Genomic DNA, 19,093 nt, shown 5'->3' on the forward strand with positions numbered 1-19,093 from the left:
AATCACGGTTTTCTGACGACACCTACTCAAAACCGCCGACTCCTCATCCCAGGCGCCCAGGAGCCCTAAAACTGAACATCCAGAGAGCCTGCCGCGTGCCAGTCGATGGATGCCTGACGCAGCACCATGTCGATGTCCATGCTCAGCGCCAGTCCAGTTTCAGCAGGGAAAGTCACAGCCAGCTGGCGCTCACCCCAGTTAAGCGCGCGGGTCGATGCCCGCCAGATGGCCAGATGCAGCACCCCCGTCAAAGGCTCGAATACAGGCTGCTCCATCGGCGCATGCATGAACTGAAAGGCATCGCTGATCTGCTCCGGAAAATTCCACTGTCGCGCCAGATGGGCCGTAATCTGGCCCGAGCAATAGCCCATCAGCTGCATTTCCACCTGGGGGCGCTTGGGATGCATGGGCTCCAGCAACTCGGAAAGTCGGAAGAAAGTGTCAGGGTCGGCAGCCTGCAGCAACAACTCTCCCAGGCCATGCAGCAGTCCCAACGCATAGGCCTGCGAGGCGTTGGCCTGAACCGACATTGCAAGCGCGCGTGCCATGCGTGCCGTGTCCAGGCTGTAGCGCCAGAAATTCGCCAGACTCCAGCCTGCCGAAACATGAGATGCGCTGACTGGAGCCGCCTTCTGCACCAATTGCCGCAGCTGAACCGGCGCCAGCAGCACCAGTGCTTCGGGAATGTTGTGCACGCGCTGCCCCAGCAGATGCGCTGGCCCATTGGCCGCAGCCAGCAGACGAGCGGTCAGAACCGGATCGCTGGAAAACAATTGCACCAGGCTGCGCATGCCGGGCTCCGGCTTGCGCAGTTCACTCGACAGCAGCGCAACGACGCGCGGCTGGCTTGGCAGCAATACATGCTGCTCCAGCAACGTTGACAGGCTCAATGGTTTGACGCGGCTCATCTGGATCAAAGGCAGTGGCAAGGCTGTCGCCACCACGAAATGAACACGAGTGGGCCCATAGGAAGGTCAGAGCTTTTCATCTCTATTCAGTTGCACTGGCTGACCCATGACCAGCTGGCTGGCAAGCTTGCGTGTCAGGGGTTGTAACACGGAAAAGTGATCAGCCCCCTGAACCGAGACACAGTGCAGCTGATTCGATTTTCGTGCGGCGCACATATTGTCAAGACTGTTGATATTGCCGGGGCTCTTGCTGCCCTCGATGATCCACGTCGGGCTCTTTATGGCATGCAGCCAGTAGACGGGCGAACGCAAGCGCTTTTCATCCGCCAAGAGCAAGCCCCATTTCACGGGCCAGCCATAGCTGCCGATCTCGTCCACCGGACCAAACGCGAACACCCCCTGAACGGGCAAGCCTGCTGTCGCCGTCAGCAAGGCCAGCGTGGCGCCGGTACTGTGCCCACCGAGATAGATGCGTGCCGGGTCGACATAAGACAGCTGTGCGGCCTGCAGGATGGCTGCAGCCACATCCTGCACCTCCCCCCAGAAATACTCACGCTGGCCGGGATTGTCATTGCCGCCGCGCAATGTGGGAAACAGCATCGCCATGCCAGCCTTGCGAAAAGCGCTGGCGCTTTGATCATTGGCGGCTGGCCCTTCGCTCCAGAAATCGTCCAGGCTATTGGTATCTCCCCCCGTCAGCCAGACCATCAAAGGCTGCTTCCTCCCATCTCTGGGGTCCGGGGTGACAAAGGCATTGAGTTTCAGATCCCCGCTCGGATAGCTCATGGGAACAAACAGCTGAGAAGGCGGTGTCGGCATCGGCTGGATAGGCTTATGGGCCGCCGGCAACAAGGCTGTCGCAATCTGTGTTGTCTTGCCGGCGCGAGCCTGCATCAGGTTCTGCAGAGCGATTTCGCCGGAAGCGATCTGTTGATCCACCACCTGCTCGATCTGCACCTGCTCCGCGCGCTGGCTCGCGTGCTGCTTGCGCGCGGCAGCGTGACGCACTTTGGCCATCTCATGCTCTGCCATCGCTGCACGCGTGATGCAGCGCCGCTGCTGATCTATGTTGATGCCCTCTTCCTGGGCCTTATCAACCTGGGCAAGATTGAGCTTGACGGTATGACAAAAGTCATCGTTCTCTGTCGCCAGGGCTGGTGGCCAGACCAGGGGTGCAGGCTGCTGGGCATGGGCCTTATCTTTGATTCTGTCCAACGATATCCAGCCGCGCGATGCCATCTTGGTGCCAATAAAGACCACCAAGATTGCCACCCCTATGGCCGGTAGTATCACCCGCCCTCTCGCTTTGCGCATTGATGTGCTCCCACAAAAAAGCCGCCTGTAATATGAATTAAGTGGCGGCCCGGTAGGAGATTATTTCTTCAGTCCCTGCAACTTCGCAAAGGCTGATGCCATGGCGTTTTGCTGTGTGGGCTGGCTGCCACGCTGGGGTTGCGCATAGCCACCACGGTTGCCGGCGCCGTAACTGTTGCCACGACCAGCGCCTTCAAAGCGGTTGTCGCGCGGGCCATCTCGGCGCGCAGGCGCAGCGTCCAGCTTCATGGTCAGGCTGATGCGCTTGCGGTCCACATCGACCTCCAGCACCTTGACCTTGACGATCTGGCCGGTCTTTACCACTTCACGCGCATCTTCGATGAACTTGTGACTCATCTGGCTCACGTGCACCAGCCCGTCCTGATGCACGCCCAAGTCCACAAACGCGCCGAACTGGGCCACGTTGCTGACCGTACCCTCCAGCGTCATGCCTTCCTTCAGATCCTTGATGTCTTCCACACCATCATTGAAGCGGGCGACGACAAAGTCGGGGCGCGGGTCACGGCCGGGCTTCTCCAGCTCGCCAAGAATATCCTTGATGGTCACAGCACCAAATTTGTCATTGGCAAACTGCTCAGGCTTCAAAGACTTGAGCACCTCGCCACGACCCATGATCTGGTCCACGGGCTTGCCGGTAGAGACAATGATCTGCTCCACCACGGGATAGGTTTCGGGGTGAACGCCTGTCATATCGAGCGGATTGTCGCCACCGCGAATGCGCAGAAAGCCTGCGGCCTGCTCGAAGGTCTTGGCCCCCAGACCGGCCACTTCCATCAGTTGCTTGCGGTTCTTGAACGAGCCATTGGCATCGCGCCAACGCACCACCGACTTGGCGACCGAACCCGACAGGCCTGAGACGCGCGTCAGCAGCGGAGCCGAAGCGGTGTTCAAGTCCACACCCACGGAGTTCACGCAATCCTCGACCACGGCATCCAGCTGGCGCGCCAGCTCGCTCTGGTTCACATCGTGCTGGTACTGGCCCACGCCAATGCTCTTGGGGTCGATCTTGACCAGCTCGGCCAGCGGATCCTGCAGGCGGCGGGCAATCGATGCCGCACCACGCAGGCTCACATCGATGTCCGGCATTTCCTGCGCCGCAAACTCGCTGGCCGAATAGACCGAGGCACCTGCCTCGCTCACCACCACCTTGTCGATTTTCTTGTCGGCCTTGGAGGCTATCTTGATCAGGTCCGCCGCCAGCTTGTCCGTCTCGCGGCTGGCCGTACCGTTGCCGATGGCGATCAGATTGATATCGTGCTTTTCCACCAGACGGGCGAGCACGGCCAGCGAGCCATCCCAGTCGCGGCGCGGCTCGTGCGGGTAGATGGTGGTGGTGTCCACCAGCTTGCCCGTGCTGTCCACCACGGCCACCTTGACGCCGGTGCGAATACCGGGGTCCAGGCCAATCACGGCACGCTGGCCGGCGGGCGCCGCCAGCAGCAGGTCACGCAGATTGTCGCCAAACACCTTGATCGCCACCTTCTCGGCATCTTCGCGCAGGCGGCTGAACAGGTCGCGCTCGGTGGACAGGCTCAGCTTCACGCGCCATGTCCAGGCGACGCATTTACGAATCAGATCGTCAGCGGCGCGCTTGGCATGGCTCCAGCCCAGGTGCAGCGCGATCTTGCCTTCAGCAAGGCTGGGTTGGCCCGGTTCAGGCTCGACCGGTTGCACCAGCTTCGCTTCGAGAACCTCCAGTGCACGGCCACGGAACACGGCCAGGGCACGGTGCGAGGGCACGCGGCCAATGGGCTCGTCGTATTCGAAGTAGTCGCGAAACTTGGCGACCTCGGGGTCGTTTTCGTTCTTGCTCTCGACCTTCTTGGACTTGAGCAGGCCCTCATCCCACAGCCATTCGCGCAGCTTCTGCACCAGTGCCGGGTCTTCGGCCCAGCGCTCGGACAGGATGTCGCGTACGCCGTCCAGCACGGCAAAGGTGGTACTGAAGTCGGGGCCGGGCTTGCCATCGTCCAGGGTCGTCGCTGGCTTGCAGAAAGCCTCGGCTTCCTTGTGCGGATCCAGTGTGGGGTCGGCAAACAGCTTGTCGGCCAGCGGCTCGATGCCGAACTCCTTGGCAATCTGGCCTTTGGTACGGCGCTTTTGCTTGAAGGGCAGGTAAATGTCCTCCAGCTCCTGCTTGGTCGGCGCACTGGCAATCGCCAGGCGCAGCGCATCGGTCAGCTTGCCCTGCTCGTCAATGGCCTTGAGCACTGTCTCACGGCGGTCGTCCAGCTCACGCAGATAGGTCAGGCGCTCGTCCAGCGTGCGCAGTTGCGTATCGTCCAGACCGCCCGTGGCCTCCTTGCGGTAGCGGGCCACAAACGGAACCGTGGCGCCGCCATCGAGCAACTCCACAGCCGCGCTCACCTGCTGCGGCTTGACATTCAGTTCTTGAGCAATCTGACCAATGATTTTTTGCATTCGATATTCGCCCCACGGCGTTCAACACAGGAAGCCAATGAGTTTGCCATAGGCATGCCGCCAGACTGCCCTCGATATCCAGCATAAGTGCAAGCAAACCTTAAAAACTATGCTTTCCATAGCTGCTTTCCCTTGATGAGCATGCACGGAAGGCCAATTTCATTAAAATTATTGCGACATGCCCGATACCTTCCAGGACGATTTTTTTGCCGATGAGCTGCCTCCACCCGGAGACGGTACCGGCAAGGCTCGGACTGAAGAAGCGCCGCAGGCCGATGACACAGTTGAACGCAAACCCAGGCGCGGCGCTATTTCTCTGGCCCCTGCAGCTGCGCAGTACCAGGACCTGGCCGCGCAACTGCCTCTCCTGCTGCGCATGGGCGTCTCGACCTGGTCCTACCCGGGCTGGGAAGGCCTGGTCTGGGACGGTGCCTACGACAGCAGCGTGCTGGCCAAAAAAGGTCTGACGGCCTATCACCAGCACCCACTGCTACGCACCGTCTGCGTCGACCGCAGCTTCTGGCGACCGCTGACAGTCAGCCAGTACGCCGCATTTGCCGCGCAGGTCGATGACGACTTTCGCTTTGTCGTCAAATGCCCGGCCGGAATCACCGATGCCCAGGTACGCAGCGAGGAAGGCAAGCCGCGCGAGAGCAACCCGGCGTTTCTCGACCCTCACCTGGCCATAGAGCATTTTGTGGAGCCCACACTCGAAGGACTGGGCAGCAAGCTGGGCGTTCTGGTCTTTCAGCTCAGCCCCCTGCCGTGGAGTCTGCTCAGCCGCCCCGGCCTGTTGATGGACAAGCTGGGCCTTCTGCTGTCCGCCGTGAGGCTGGCACTGCAAGCACATCCGCAAGTCGTCGTGGCCGTCGAGGTCAGAGACCCCGAGCTGCTGACCCCGGCGCTGCCCCAGACACTCAAGGCCCATGGCGCAACCTATTGTCTGGGCCTGCACGGCAAGATGCCTACGATTGAAGAGCAGTTGCCCATGCTGCGTGCGCTGTGGCCCGGGCCACTGGTGTGCCGCTGGAACCTGAATCGCATCTTTGGCGCCTATGGCTATGCCGATGCCCAGAAGAAGCACCAGCCGTTCAACGAGATCCTCAGCGAAGATCGGCATACCCGCGAGCGGCTGGCCCGCATGATTGCCGGCATCACCGGTGCCGGTCAACCCGCTTTTGTGACCATCAGCAACGATGCCGAGGGATGTGCCCCCCGCTCGATAGCGCTGCTGGCGCAGGCGCTTGCGAGTCTTTCAGACTCAGGCTCTGACAAGCATCCGCGGCCGTCATCCTGAATTAATACTCGAATCCCCCTCAGACGCTTACTTTCAAAGCGCTGATGGCTATCAAAAACAAAGCCCGACAGGCCACAAACCTGCCGGGCTTTCTGAATGAGAACTTCAATCAGTCCTTCAGCGCCGCCAGCGGGTGCGAATGCGCAGGCCAGGGGCTGTCAAAGAACGCTTGCCACTCGGCATCGCTCACCTCTTCGATGCTGGCGGGATTCCAGCGCGGGCTGTGATCCTTGTCCACCGCCAGTGCGCGGATGCCCTCCACGGTCTCGCTGCGACCCGGACGCAGATAAAAGCAGTGGCGCACCATATCGCGCTCCATGCGCAGATCTTCGGCCAGATCCATCTGGCGCGCACGGCGGATTTGCTCCAGCACCACATGCAGCATCAGCGGCGAGCGCTTGCGCAGCGTGGCAGCTTCGGACTGGGCCCATTCGCTGCCGGCCTGCAAGGCCTGCACAACCGCAGCCACCGTGGGCTGAGAAAAACAGGCATCGATTTCCGCGCGGTGAGCGGTTGTCTTTGGTTCGGCGCTCACAAAGCGGGAGCGCACCACGGCATTGAGCGCCTCTACATTGGCAAAGTCCGTGGTCGCAAGGGTCTCCCACAGCTCTGTCTGCTGTTCGGCAGGAATGCAGCCATCGGCCAGACCAAAAGCCAGGGCATCGCCCGCGCCGATGGTGTCGCCGGTCAAGGCCAGCCATTCGCCCACGGCACCGGGACAGCGCGAGAGGAAATAGCCGCCCCCCACATCGGGGAACAGGCCAATGGCCGTCTCGGGCATTGCCATCTTGGTGCGCTCGGTCACGATACGCAGCGAGCCGCCCTGGCTGATGCCCATGCCACCGCCCATGACGATGCCATCCATGAAAGCGATATAGGGCTTGCCAAAGCTGTGAATCAGGTGGTTGAGCGCATATTCCTCGGTGAAGAAATCTTCGAGCTGCGGATTGCCGCTGCTGCCGGCCGCGTGCAGGAAGCGAATGTCGCCACCGGCGCAGAACGCCCCGAACACCCCTTCCTTGTTGCTGCCACGAATGGCCACGCCCAGAATCGAGTCGTCTTTTTGCCAGGCCAGCAAAGTACCCAGCAGATCGCGCACCATACCCAGAGACAGCGCGTTGAGCGCCTTGGGCCGGTTGAGCGTAATCATGCCCAGCTTGCCACGGACTTCGGCAATCACATCGGACATATCGGCGCTCGGGGTGGGGGTCATTGTCTTGCTCCTTGAATCAATTCCATGCTGGTCGCCAATCGGTCGCCAGGCCATGCGCACCGATTATGCGGTTGCACTCCACGCAAGCAGGGACAAGGACGTGACAAATACCGCCAGCATCGCAGCCACAAAGCCCGAGCGGTCTGCAATGCTGACTAATATGGGAGCCGTGCCAGGCTGCAGCTTCACCAGCTTCTGCGGCCCACCTTCTGCCTCATGAACGATCTGCCACCACCGCCCGAAACCCCTCGCGAAGAACCGCACCTGGAGTCCAAGCAGCTTTCCGCGCCGCTGCGCTATCTGCTCATTGCCTTTGCGCTGGTTTGCGTGATATTGGGGCTGATAGGCGCCGTGGTTCCCGGCATGCCCACCACGGTATTCATATTGATGGCCGCCTGGGCGGCTGTGCGCAGCTCACCCAGACTGCATCGCTGGCTCTATGCTCACCGTGTGTTCGGCCCGCTGCTGCACAACTGGGACACTGGCGGCAAGGTCAGCCGCCGTGCCAAATGGACGGCAACCGTCAGCATGGGCGCCAGCAGCCTGCTGATTCTGTATTTCTCGTACAAGCCATGGCTCACGGCCATGACGCTGAGCATCATGGCCTGCGTATTGCTCTGGCTGTGGCTCAGGCCGGAGCCGCAGGTCTAGAGCAGCTCACAGCACCGCTCCACGAAGCGTGTGCGGGCAATTACTGCCACCACTTCTTGGTTCTGGACAACACACGCTATCGGGTAGGAAAGACCAACAGCTAGGGCAAGTGTCTGCCCCCAAGAATGCCTGCTCTGGCCACGGCATCGGCCACGTGCATCGACATGCAGGAGCCTCTCGCGCAGGGAGCCGGCGCGGAAGCAACCAGGCCGACCCGCGTGAGCCGGGCGACAGCGACACCTGCAATATCCCGATGACCTCCACGCAGGTTCCGGCCAGGGGCTGGGAAGGTGACAGCACATCCGGGAAAAATTGCGCGCCTGCGCCGATGAGCATAAAACGCTAAGGCCGCACGATGATCAACATCAAGGGCAGCAGGAAACCGAGTCACCAACTGATCGACGTCAAGTGCTGCGCCTTCACGCGCTAGCGCAGCGCATCAGCGGCCGCCGCGGCATTGGCGGGCTGCGCTGGTGTGACTCCCCAAGCACGGCGATGCTCTCGCCATGCTTTTTCTCCGTATCTCATTGGCAGGCGCCAACGTAACAAAGAATGTCCTGATCCACAGGCAATCGACTCCAACTGCAAGCCCAGGGAGGGTTTAGCCCACAGAGTATTGCGGCCAATGACGGACGTGACTGCGACAACTAAGCTGCGTGATCGCCGCTACGAGCGAGCAGATGGGTAGGCTGCTGCATGAACACGCTCCTGACGCGACTCTTCAAGGTGCTCCATGAACGTGGTGCCTGTGTAGCGAGAGCGGAACAGGCCGGCTTCCACCAGGCGGGGCACCAACTGCTCCAGCACGCAATGCAGGGACTCGACGGAGCCCCCGGGCGCGGCCAGAAAGCCGTCGATGGCACCGGCGGCGCTCCATTCGACGATCTGCTCGACGGCATCGTCCACCGTGCCGACCACCTGCCAGTGCGCAGCCGAGAGGATCTCCGGCCGCAGCAGCAACTCGTCGATCCGCAGTGACTCGCGCTCAATCAGGCGCCTGAGCAGATTCGCATGCGTGCGGCTGGAAGGTGTCGCCACTGGCGCCGGCAGGTCAGCTCCGGTAATCGGTCGGTCCGCAGGCCAGTCCGTGAGGTCCAGACCGGTCATGGCCTTGATCGATGCGAGCTTGCGGCCTTTGTCGACCCTGCCATGCGTCTGCCTGAACAGCTCCCGGGCCTGCTCGCGGCTGTCGGCCAGGTACAGGCTCAGGCCCGGCAGCAGGCGCACATCCCGCGCCTGGCGGCCATGGCGCTGCGCGCGCTGCGACAGGTCCCGGCGCAGCTCCAGTGCCGCGTCGAGGTCGGGCGTGGGCGCGAAGACGATGTCGGCCACCGAGGCGGCGAAGTCGCGCCCGGTGCTGGACGCGCCCGCCTGGATCAGCGGAATCCGCGGGCCGCCGAAGGCCGGCAGGTTCAGGGGCCCACGCACCTTGAGGTGTGCTCCCTCATGGTCTATGGCACGCACGAGCGAGGCATCGGCGTAGCGGCCGCTTTCCCGGTCGATCTTCAAGGCCTCGTTGGGGAAGCTGGCCCACAGCCGGCGCACCACCTCTGTGAACTCAGCAGCCCGCGCATAGCGTTCGTCGGCGTCGGGCATGACCTGCAGCCCGAAATTCTCGTGCCCCTGCAAGGCGGTGACGATGTTCCAGCCGGCGCGGCCGTTGCTGATCCAGTGCAGCGACTGGAGCTGGCGCGCCACTGCATAAGGCGGAAAAAAGGTGGTGGAGACCGTGGACACCAGGCCGATGCGCGAAGTCTCGCGCGCAAGCGCGGCCATCAGTACCGTGGGGTCCAGGCTGGCGAAGCCGGCGCCCGTCTCCAGAACCTCCATGGGCAGAAAGCTCACGTCGGGCCGGAAGACGAAGTCCAGGTGCGCGGCCTCGGCGCGCCGGGCCAGGTCAAGGGCGAAGTCGCTGGAGTACAGCCCTTCGATATTGCTGCCGGGTCGCCTCCAGGCGTCGCCGCTCAGCCAGGTGGGGGCCAGCGAAAGGCCGATGTGCAGTGGTTTGCGCTTTGTCATGCTTGCATCCTTCCCCTCTTAGAACGTTCCGCGCACGCCCACGCCGATCATGCGTGGCGCCGTCATACTGGCCTCGATACCGCCGATGCCGCGGTTTTGCTGCAGGTAAGTGGGTGCCCGCCTGTCGAAGACGTTCTTGATGTAGCCGTACAGTTGCACGTGCGCGTTGTACGCATAGCTCATGCGCAGGTCGGTGATGGTGTTGGAGCCAACCACATAGGCACGGGTGTTGGCTGTATCGGAGTAGTAGCCGTCCAGGTGGCGCACCTGAGCCGAGACATTGAACCGGGGAGTGGCATCCCAGCTCACACCGACGCTGACGGTGTAGCCGGGCGAGCGGGCGAAGCGGTTGCGCTCGTAGCCAGGGTTGCTGCTCATCTCCTCGATCCTCGTGCGCAGCACGCCGGCGCCGGCCTTGATCCTCAGATTGTCCAGCGCGCGGTAGTCCGCGCCCAGTTCAAAGCCATAGGCATGGGCCTTCTCGGCGTTGATGGTGTAGGACTGAGCCACGCCCGGCGAGATCACCACCGGGATGTTGTACTGCGCATCCCGCATGTCCATGTAGAACAGGTTGGTGTTGAGCATCAGCCTGTCATCGAACAGGCTGGTGCGGCTGAACAGCTCGTAATTCCAGATCGACTCCTTCTTGAAGTAGGCCCATTGCCGGCTGGTGAGGTTCAGCGAGACGCCGCCCGGGTTGTAGCCACGGCTGACCAAGGCACCCACCGTCCAGCGTGGCGTGGCTGCATAGGCCAACGAGACCTTGGGCAGCAGGGCCGAGAAGGTCTTGGTGTAGCCCAGAGGGGTGGGCGCCAGCACCGAGCTGCCGTTGCGCGCCACCTCGTCCTGCTGGTAGCGCAGCCCGCTGCTCAAGGTCCAGCGATCGGTCAGGCGCAAGTTCAGCTCACCGAAAATACCCAGGTTCTTTTTCGTGTCGTCGAAGGCGGACAGGCCGCGCAGCAGCAGGCTTTCGTCGGTGCTGGTACGGGCGTAATAGATGCCGCCAAAGCCGCTCAGGCGATCTTTCTCGTTGCCCACGAGGGCGCGGAATTCGTTGGAGAAATTATTCTGGCGGATATCGGCATCACCCTCGCCGGAAATGCCTGTGTAGCGCTGCACGGACGAGCGCGAATACTGAGCCTGGTTGACCAGCCGCAGGCCGTTGCCCAGTTCGTAGCTCAGATCGAGAATGCCGGTATCGGTTTTTTGCTTCCAGCTGGGCATGGTCGTCGTCCAGTGCTTGAGCGCGCCGAACGGAGCTGAAGCCGCCTCCTGGGTCGGGCGGTTGCTGTCGTTGTGCGAGTAGGTGAATTTGGCCTCCAGGCCGGGAATGCTGTTTGGCAGCCACAGGAGCTTCAGGCGCGCGTTGAGCGCACGGAAATCCTGGTTGGCCTGGCCCTGCTGGAACCGCGGATTGTTGTAGTCGATGAAGGTGTCGCGCCCCGAGTAGTCCACGGCCAGCCGCGCGGCCAGCTCCTCGCCCACGGGGCCGGAGACGGCGATGGAGGCGCGGTGCGAGTTGTAGTTGCCGGCCTCCAGCTGGTAGGCCGCCTCGGGCTTGAAGCTCGGATCCTTGGTGTTGACGATGATCGCGCCGGCAATCGCATTCGCGCCCTGCGAGGTGGTCTGCGGGCCACGGAACACCTCGATGCTCTCCACATCCCAGACCGAGGTGGCGCCGAAGAACATCTCGTTGTAGTTGAGGTAATGGCCATCGAGGTTGATGGTGGCGCGCGGTACCGTGCCGCCCCAGAAGACGTTCTGCCCGTTGTTGGGGCCCTGCGTGTCCTGTCCGCGGATGATGGGCGCACCCACCGTGTCGGTGTAGACCACGTTGGGCACGTCATGCAGCACCTCGTGAACCGAGGCATTGCCGCTCTCATCCTTCTCGATGTCCTTGCCAGATTTGACCGACACGGAGGATGCCGTGTCCTTGAGTTCGCGTCTGACCTTTTCACCGCTGACCACGACCACATCAAGCGTGGCGGTTTCCCCCTCGCCTTCGGAGCCCGGCACACCCTGTGCAAAGACGCCGGCCGGCGCCATCAAGGTTGAGAGTACGACAGCGCCCGCCCGGGAGGGGAGCCTGCGATGCAAACACAGTTTCACGGCATCTTCCTTTAATGAGAATGATTCTTGTTTTTATGTTACAGCATGATGCATTGAAATTCCACCATTAGGAATTCATTCCTACCTGCGGAAAGCAAGAACAACACTGAAAAGATGTATGCGTACCGGGGGGGGCCTTTCACCCGAAAGGAGCCGGTATCATCGAGACCAGCGGCGCCCGGGCGCCCACCTGCGATGCTCCAAGTACAGGCAAGGAAGCCGAGCCTTTGAAAACAACAACACCTCAGACAACCGCCGGGGAGAAGCGCTCCGGCACCATCCAGTCGGTCTCGATCGCCGCCCGCTTCCTCATGGTCCTGGCCAATGCCGAAAGCGAGCTGGCGCTTGGAGAGGTGGCAAGGCGCACCGGAACGGGGGGCTCCACGGCCCACCGCTACCTGCAAAGCCTGGTCAAGGAAGGTCTGGCAAGACAGGACCCGGCCAGCGGCCTCTACGACCTGGGCAGCGCGGCACTGAGCATCGGCATTGGCGCGCTCAAGCGCGTGGATGCGGTGGAAATTGCGGCGCAGCATATGAAGTCGCTGACACACCAGCACGCGCTCAGCGGCGGCGTGGCCATCTGGACCGACCGCGGGCCGACCCTGGTGCGCTGGTACCGAAGCGCCTACTTCTCTATCAATCCGCTGGCGCTTGGCGACATCCTTCCCATAGACAACACCGCCTGCGGTCTGGTGTTCCAGGCCTTCCTGCCCAAGGCCACCATCGACGCCGCGCGCCGCCAGCAACCCGCCCATTTCCGCGGCAAGCCACCGACCAAGGCCGTGCTCGATGAAGTGCGCGAGCGCTGCTGGTCCGAATTGACCAGCCACCTTCTGTCCAACGTCACGGGCCAGGCAGCCCCGGTGTTCGACGCACAGCATGAGATCGCCTGCGCGGTCACCACTGTCTCTGACCTGGGCCAGCTCAAGTCGCCCGACGACAGGCATGCGCTGCTGCGCGAAGCCAGCCTGATCAACCAAGCTACAGGCGGACGAGCCTTTGGCTCAGACTCTCCCTAGAAGCGACGCGCAAGAAGATACCCCGGCGCTTCAGCCTTGCATAGCATGCACCGCCTTGCGCCCCCTTGGCACCACCAGGGGAGTCCCGGTCACAGGGTCAGGAATGATCACCGATGACAGGCCGAACACCTCCTCAACCAATTGCTCGGTAAAGATCGCCCCGGGCTTGCCCTGTGCGGCGATGCGCCCGTCACGCATGGCGATCAGGTGTGAGGCGTAGCGGCAGGCGTGGTTGAGATCGTGCAGCACCGCAATCACGGTGCGGCCGGCCCGGTTGAGGTCCGCCAGCAACTCCAGCAACTCGATCTGGTGTGCAATGTCCAGAAACGTCGTGGGCTCGTCCAGCAACAGGATGGGCGTCTGCTGCGCCAGCACCATCGCAATCCACACACGTTGGCGCTGCCCGCCTGACAACTCGTCCAGAAGCCGATCCGAAAGGGCCATCACATCAGTGGCCTGCATGGCCTCGGCCACCGCCTGCTCGTCGGCATCCGTCCACTGCTTCAGGAAAGACTGATGGGGGTAGCGCCCACGCGCCACCAGGTCTGCCACCGTGATGCCCTCGGGCGCGATCGCGCTTTGCGGCAGCAATCCCAGGCGCCGCGCGACCTCCTTGGCAGGCCATTGCGCGATATGCCTGCCATCCAGGATGACCCTCCCTATGGCCGGTGCCAGCAGGCGCGACAGCGCGCGCAGCAGGGTGGACTTGCCGCAGGCGTTCGGCCCCACGATGACGGCAAAGGAACCATCTGGAACAGCAAGGGACAGGCCCTGCGAAATGGTGCGCTCGCCGTAGCGCAGCGTCACTGCATCAGCACTCAGTCGATGTGTCATGGCCGGTCATGCCCCACAAGCAATAGGTTCTTAGGCATTACAAATTTGGAATGCATTCTACAATGAGGAATACCCTGAAGAACCTGGATGCACTCGGCCCTGTCACGGTCAGATCGATATGAACAGACTAAAACTTACCGCCCTTGGCGCAACTGCGGCACTGTCCGTGCTGGCCGGTATCGCGCTCATGCAGCGCAACACCGCCCCCGAGGCGGGCGCCACGCAGCAGACCTCGCTACCGCAGCGCATCGTGTCCACCTCACCCAGCGTGACGGGCATCCTGTTGGCCATCGATGCCCCCGTGGCGGCAACCGCAGCCACCACGCCCAGCCGGTTGACCGACGACAAGGGCTTTTTCTCGCAATGGGCCCATGTTGCCGACGAACGTGACGTGCAGGTGCTCTACCGCAACCTGCAGTTCGACATTGAGGCCGTCCTGGGCGCCAACCCTGATCTGCTGGTGGCCTCTGCCACCGGCGCCGACAGCGTGGCCCAGCACCGTTCCGAGCTGCAGGCCCAAGGCGTTCCCATGGTCATGGTCGACTACTCCAGCCAGTCCTGGCAGGACATCGCCACGCAGTTGGGCAGCATCACCGGTCGCACGAAGGAGGCAGCGGCGGCGATTGCCCGCTTCGATGCCCACGTCGCCCAGGCCGCCGCATCCATCACGCCACCCGCCAAGCCGGTCAGCATCGTCGCCTACAACCTGGCCGGCAGCTACTCCATCGGCCGTCCTGCCAGCCCGCATGCGCGGCTGCTGGCCGCGCTGGGCTTCAAGGTGGAAGGTCTGCCGCCCACGCTGGCCGCGCAGGTGACGCGCTCCTCGGACTTCGAATTCATTTCCCGCGAAAACCTGTCGGCCGCCATCACCGGGGATGCCGTCTTTCTGCTGGGCGCCTCGCAAAGCGATGTCCAGGCCTTCCTGGCCGACCCGCTGCTGGCCAACCTTCCAGCCGTCGCCGGCCGGCGCGTCTATGCGCTGGGGCCGACATCGTTTCGCATCGACTACTACTCCGGGCAACAGATGGTCGATGCCGTGGCCAGCCATTTCCACTGAACCATGCATGAATTGCCTGAACGCGCGATGGCGCGGCCCGCTCAAGGCTCACGCCGGCGCCGCAGTCGCAGCCTGGGCTTGACGACCGGCATGCTGGCCTTAGGCCTCATCGCCATGCTGAGCATCACCGTGGGCTCGCGCGACATTGCGCTGGCCGACATCCTCGGGGCACTGCGCGCACCGGACCTGGGCGATGACCGACATCTGGTGGTCAGCCTGCTGCGCATGCCTCGTACCGTGGTGGCCATCCTGGCCGGCATGGCCCTGGGCGTTGCTGGCGCGCTCATGCAGGCCGTGACCCGCAATCCTCTGGCTGAGCCGGGCCTGCTGGGTGTCAATGCCGGCGCAGCTCTGGCCGTGCTGATCGGCATGACGGCCTTCGACCTGACAACCGTGGCCCAGTATGTCTGGTGCGCCTTTGCCGGCGCGGGGCTGGCCGGCGCGGCCGTCTTCGCGTTCGGCCAGTTTCGGGGGGCGGGCACGCACCCGGTGCGCCTGGTGCTGGCCGGGGCCGGCCTGTCCGTCATGCTCACCTCCAGCGTCGGCATCATCCTGCTCAATGCGCCTCCGGAAGTCTTTGACGGCTTCCGACACTGGGCAGCCGGTTCACTGGAGGGCAGCGGCTACGCCAACGCCGCCGTGCTGGCGGCCGCCGTAGCGGCGGGGCTGGCGGCAGCCTGGGCCATTGTCGGCCAGCTCAACGCCATGGCGCTGGGCCATGACCTGGGCCTGGCGCTGGGCGTCAATGTCCGCGCCACCGCTCAACTAGCCTGCGTTGCGGTCATGCTGCTGGCCGGCGCAGCCACGGCTGCCGTAGGCCCCATCGCGTTTGTCGGCCTTGTGGCCCCACATATTGCGCGCCTCTCGTCCGGGCCCGACTACCGCTGGATCCTGCCGCTGTCCGCGCTCTACGCTGCAGTGCTGCTGCTGGGCGCCGACGTACTCGGCCGCGTCATCGCAACGCCCGCGGAAGTGGCTGCGGGCATCGTCGCCTGCCTGATCGGCGGGCCGTTCTTTGTCTGGGTGGCGTGCAGATACCGGTTAAGCAGGCTATGAAGGCGTCCGTGAAGACCTCGGTACTGCGCTGGGGCCCATATTCGTTCCGCTGGCGGCCAAGGCCGCTGGCCGCAGGCATGGCACTGGTCGTTCTGACCCTGATGCTGGGTGTGTTGCTGCTGGGCACGGGAACCCTGTCGCTGAGCCCGGCCGAGGTGCTGGACAGTCTGCTGAACACGGGCGCCAGCCCCGCCGCCGAGCGCGTGGTTCTGCGCGTGCGGCTGCCGCGCGTGCTCACGGCGGTCTTCGTGGGTGCGGCGCTGGGCATGGCCGGTGCCATCTTCCAGTCCGTCTCCCGCAATGCGCTGGGCTCGCCGGACGTGATCGGCTTCACCACGGGCGCTGCCAGCGGGGCGATTGCACTGATCGTACTGGGCGATGCCGGGCCACTGTGGATATCGCTGGCCGCCGTGCTGTCGGGCATGGCCACGGCGGCGGTCGTGCTCGCGCTGTCCAGCGGCCGGCGCGTGGCAGGGGGCTACCGGCTGGTGCTGGTGGGCATAGGCGTGGGGGCCACGCTCTCGGGCCTGAACACCATCCTGCTGGTCATGGGCGATCTGGACCGGGCCGTCTCCGCACAGCGCTGGCTGGCCGGCTCGCTCAGTGCGCGGACCTGGGCGCATGTCGTGCCAGCCGCATTCAGCTTCGTCGCCATCGTGCCGGTCGTGCTGCTGTGTGCCCGCCGCATCAACCTTCTGGAACTGGGCGATGACGCAGCCACCCAGCTCGGCATCAACGTGCCGCGTACCCGGCTGATCATGGTGATGTGCGCCGTTGCCCTGACGGCCATTGCCACGGCGGCGGCCGGGCCCATCGCGTTCATCGCGCTGGCAGCGCCCCAGGTGGCCAGGCGCCTGGGCCGGTCGCCCGACGTGCCTCTTTTCACGGCCGCAGCCATGGGGGCCGTGCTGCTGCTGGCGGCCGACCTGCTCAGCCAGTGGGCGCCGGTGCACCTGCATCTGCCTATTGGACTGGTGACGGGCTTGCTGGGTGGGGTGTATCTGCTGTGGCTGCTTTTTCGCTCCCGCAAGGGCTAGGAGTGCAACAGCAGAAGTTGAGACACCACTTCTATCTCTCTTCGAGCCATCGCCCTGAAGAGGCGTACGACATCATGCGACCTGGATAGAAAAAAGGCTCCTAACTTTACAGTTAGGAGCCTTTTTAGATTGGTCGGAATGGCGGGATTCGAACTCGCGACCCCTTGCACCCCATGCAAGTGCGCTACCAGGCTGCGCTACATTCCGTGTCTATGACGCTATTGTAACCGATTTTCGACCATCTTTTGGGAAGGCTGCAACTCAAGCAGTTGCTCGGTTATTAGCCACGACGGTCATCTGACGCTGCAGGTTTCATAGCAAACCTCGCAGCGGCATTGAAAAAGGCCTGTGATTTTCATCACAGGCCTTTTCAATTTGGTCGGAATGGCGGGATTCGAACTCGCGACCCCTTGCACCCCATGCAAGTGCGCTACCAGGCTGCGCTACATTCCGTGTCGATGGGATGAATTATAGGGAGGAAAAACACCCTCCCCGGGGAAAACGCGCACTTTTTTCAAAAAAGTATCGAACTGGTGCTGAAAGCTGCAGGCCTGATATCAACGCACACCCGGCCGCATAAGCGCTCAGCACGCACAGCACACTCCGGCCAATCGCGAGCCCTGCGCAGGGCCTGACCAAGACTACCCAAGGGAACGACAAGAGTGGGCGCTTCAGCGATTCCAGGCAGGCATCCATCGCCGAGTCACTCCTGTTCCATCCGCTGACGCTGTCATCCCCGAACCTCCTGATCAAACCTGGTCCACCAGGAATGACTGTTATTCCTTGATCACGAAACCCTCAGTACTCACTCTCGCTCAGCTGGCTTCACCCAGCCGCTTTGCACGGCAATATCGATAGCACCAACACGGTGCACACAAGAGATTTCCCTGAGTCCTTGAGGTAAAAAAACCACTGTCATATCGCTGAAAAGATGATTTCATCGGCATCCGCGGAACTGCAGAGCAAGCTGTATACAAACCCCCGCTATATTTCAAAACGTAAATCCAATATCTAACTCGAGAGGACACTCATGAAGACTGCTTTTATCGCCATGGCTGCAGCCCTGGCCTGCTCCGGCGCCGCTTTTGCCCAGAGCAATGTGCAACTGACCGGACTGGCCGATATGTATGCCGGCTCGGTCAAAATGGCCGGCCAGGATCGCAAGGGCGTTGTCGGCTCCGGCGGCATGACCACTTCCTGGTGGGGCCTGAAGGGCACGGAAGACCTGGGCGGCGGCCTGAAGGTCGATTTCAACCTCACCGCCTTCATGCGCATGGACACGGGTGAACCCGGCCGCTTCCCCGGCGATACCTTTTTCTCGCGCGATGCCAACATCGGCCTGAACGGCAATTTCGGCCGCATCGGCCTGGGCCGCGACAAGGCGCCCAACTTCCTGCCCACCATTCTGACCAACCCCTTCGGCGATTCGTTCACCATCTCGCCTCTGGTGCTGCACGCGAACACGCCCACCGCAGCCTGGGGCGGCAACCGCCTGACAACGCCCGCCGACACCGGCTGGAGCAATATGCTGGTCTACACGACACCTAGCTTCGGCGGTCTGACTGCCAATGTCTACTACCAGTTCGGCGAGCAAACGACTCCTGGCAACAAGAGCAAGAAGAACGTCGGCGTGAACGCCCTGTACTTCAACGGTCCTCTGAGCCTGACGGCCTTCTACGAGCGCGACCAGATCACCAACCCCGGCAGCGGCACAGTCATGCCCACCAAGAGCGACTGGATGGTCGGCGGCAGCTACAACTTCAACGTCGTGAAGCTCTACGCCACCTACGGCCAGGCCAAGGTCAAGGATCTGGATAGCAAGAGCAAGACCTACTCGCTGGGCCTGGACATTCCTGTCTCCGGCACCCCCGGTACTGTCAAGGCCGCCGTGGCCCGCACCAAGTACGAAGCGGCCACCGACGCCACCCGCACCACAGCAACCCTGGGCTACGACCACTTCCTGTCCAAGCGCACCGATGTCTACACCGCTCTGATGTATGACCGCGTGACCGATGCCAACCCCAAGACCGGCACCAGCCTGATCGCCGGTATCCGTCACCGCTTCTAAGCACCGGGTTTGAGCGAGCCTCTGGCTCGCCCTCCACTCAAAAGCGAGGCTCAGGCCTCGCTTTTTCAT

Annotated in this window: 15 protein-coding genes and 2 tRNA genes; 8 read left to right on the plus strand and 9 right to left on the minus strand. The window is 62.8% G+C overall.

The genetic code is table 11. The annotated features are described in order from the left end of the window. Positions 1-65: 65 nt before the first annotated feature. Both Cth01_RS16130 and Cth01_RS16135 read right to left on the minus strand, forming a co-directional pair. Positions 66-908, minus strand: coding sequence for an HDOD domain-containing protein (locus Cth01_RS16130; protein ID WP_034395627.1), 843 nt, complete (start codon positions 906-908; stop codon positions 66-68). 66 nt (positions 909-974) lie between these two features. Continuing rightward, positions 975-1,760 carry an alpha/beta hydrolase family protein gene (locus tag Cth01_RS16135; RefSeq protein ID WP_233425200.1) on the minus strand — a complete coding sequence of 262 codons (786 nt, stop codon included), beginning with the start codon at positions 1,758-1,760 and terminating at the stop codon, positions 975-977. Here Cth01_RS16135 and Cth01_RS24325 point away from each other — a divergent pair. Further along, positions 1,743-2,195 (plus strand): hypothetical protein, encoded by a 453-nt coding sequence (locus Cth01_RS24325; RefSeq protein WP_233425201.1) that lies wholly within the window; start codon positions 1,743-1,745, stop codon positions 2,193-2,195. The two genes, Cth01_RS16135 and Cth01_RS24325, sit on opposite strands and share 18 nt — an antisense overlap. An 87-nt stretch (positions 2,196-2,282) precedes the next feature. Here Cth01_RS24325 and Cth01_RS16140 read toward each other — a convergent pair whose 3' ends face one another. Beyond that, positions 2,283-4,664 carry a Tex family protein gene (locus Cth01_RS16140; protein ID WP_045839738.1) on the minus strand — a complete coding sequence of 794 codons (2,382 nt, stop codon included), beginning with the start codon at positions 4,662-4,664 and terminating at the stop codon, positions 2,283-2,285. Positions 4,665-4,842: 178 nt separating this feature from the next. Here Cth01_RS16140 and Cth01_RS16145 point away from each other — a divergent pair, with 178 nt between their 5' ends. After that, a complete protein-coding gene (locus Cth01_RS16145) occupies positions 4,843-5,961 on the plus strand; it encodes a DUF72 domain-containing protein (RefSeq protein ID WP_045839739.1) in 1,119 nt (372 codons plus the stop codon). Positions 5,962-6,070: 109 nt separating this feature from the next. On the opposite strand, the gene Cth01_RS16150 is transcribed toward Cth01_RS16145, so the two are convergent. Then, complete coding sequence (locus tag Cth01_RS16150) at positions 6,071-7,174, minus strand: enoyl-CoA hydratase/isomerase family protein (RefSeq protein WP_045839740.1); 1,104 nt, start codon at positions 7,172-7,174, stop codon at positions 6,071-6,073. 216 nt (positions 7,175-7,390) lie between these two features. Here Cth01_RS16150 and Cth01_RS16155 point away from each other — a divergent pair, with 216 nt between their 5' ends. Next, positions 7,391-7,825 (plus strand): YbaN family protein, encoded by a 435-nt coding sequence (locus tag Cth01_RS16155; protein ID WP_012837742.1) that lies wholly within the window; start codon positions 7,391-7,393, stop codon positions 7,823-7,825. A gap of 666 nt (positions 7,826-8,491) precedes the next feature. Here the strand turns inward: Cth01_RS16155 and Cth01_RS16160 are convergent. Then, on the minus strand, positions 8,492-9,844 hold the full coding sequence (locus Cth01_RS16160) for an NtaA/DmoA family FMN-dependent monooxygenase (RefSeq protein WP_045839741.1): 1,353 nt from the start codon (positions 9,842-9,844) through the stop codon (positions 8,492-8,494). Between the two features lie 18 nt (positions 9,845-9,862). After that, the gene (locus Cth01_RS16165; protein WP_045839742.1) at positions 9,863-11,953 is read right to left on the minus strand and encodes a TonB-dependent receptor; all 2,091 of its coding nucleotides are present in this window, start codon (positions 11,951-11,953) and stop codon (positions 9,863-9,865) included. Positions 11,954-12,180: 227 nt separating this feature from the next. Between Cth01_RS16165 and Cth01_RS16170 the strand changes: the two genes are divergently transcribed. Then, positions 12,181-12,972 (plus strand): IclR family transcriptional regulator, encoded by a 792-nt coding sequence (locus Cth01_RS16170; protein ID WP_034406229.1) that lies wholly within the window; start codon positions 12,181-12,183, stop codon positions 12,970-12,972. A 30-nt stretch (positions 12,973-13,002) separates the two neighbouring features. On the opposite strand, the gene Cth01_RS16175 is transcribed toward Cth01_RS16170, so the two are convergent. Then, complete coding sequence (locus tag Cth01_RS16175; RefSeq protein WP_034395612.1) at positions 13,003-13,806, minus strand: ABC transporter ATP-binding protein; 804 nt, start codon at positions 13,804-13,806, stop codon at positions 13,003-13,005. A 118-nt stretch (positions 13,807-13,924) separates the two neighbouring features. On the opposite strand from Cth01_RS16175, the gene fepB reads away from it, so the two are divergent. The 3 genes from fepB to Cth01_RS16190 all read left to right on the plus strand — a co-directional run bounded on the left by fepB (position 13,925) and on the right by Cth01_RS16190 (position 16,956). Continuing rightward, positions 13,925-14,863, plus strand: coding sequence for a Fe2+-enterobactin ABC transporter substrate-binding protein (gene fepB / locus Cth01_RS16180; RefSeq protein ID WP_045839744.1), 939 nt, complete (start codon positions 13,925-13,927; stop codon positions 14,861-14,863). A 90-nt stretch (positions 14,864-14,953) separates the two neighbouring features. Next, positions 14,954-15,919, plus strand: a complete 966-nt coding sequence (locus Cth01_RS16185) for a FecCD family ABC transporter permease (protein ID WP_233425202.1) — start codon at positions 14,954-14,956, stop codon at positions 15,917-15,919. Next, on the plus strand, positions 15,916-16,956 hold the full coding sequence (locus tag Cth01_RS16190; protein ID WP_034381190.1) for a FecCD family ABC transporter permease: 1,041 nt from the start codon (positions 15,916-15,918) through the stop codon (positions 16,954-16,956). Before Cth01_RS16185 ends, Cth01_RS16190 begins: the two co-directional genes overlap by 4 nt. Positions 16,957-17,086: 130 nt before the next feature. Here the strand turns inward: Cth01_RS16190 and Cth01_RS16195 are convergent. Beyond that, a tRNA-Pro gene (locus tag Cth01_RS16195) sits at positions 17,087-17,163 on the minus strand. A 169-nt stretch (positions 17,164-17,332) separates the two neighbouring features. Next, positions 17,333-17,409, minus strand: a tRNA-Pro gene (locus tag Cth01_RS16200). Positions 17,410-17,986: 577 nt separating this feature from the next. On the opposite strand from Cth01_RS16200, the gene Cth01_RS16205 reads away from it, so the two are divergent. Then, positions 17,987-19,024, plus strand: coding sequence for a porin (locus tag Cth01_RS16205; RefSeq protein WP_003063368.1), 1,038 nt, complete (start codon positions 17,987-17,989; stop codon positions 19,022-19,024). The last annotated feature ends 69 nt before the right edge of the window (positions 19,025-19,093 follow it).

Source organism: Comamonas thiooxydans, assembly GCF_000964545.1.
GTDB lineage: Bacteria > Pseudomonadota > Gammaproteobacteria > Burkholderiales > Burkholderiaceae_C > Comamonas > Comamonas thiooxydans.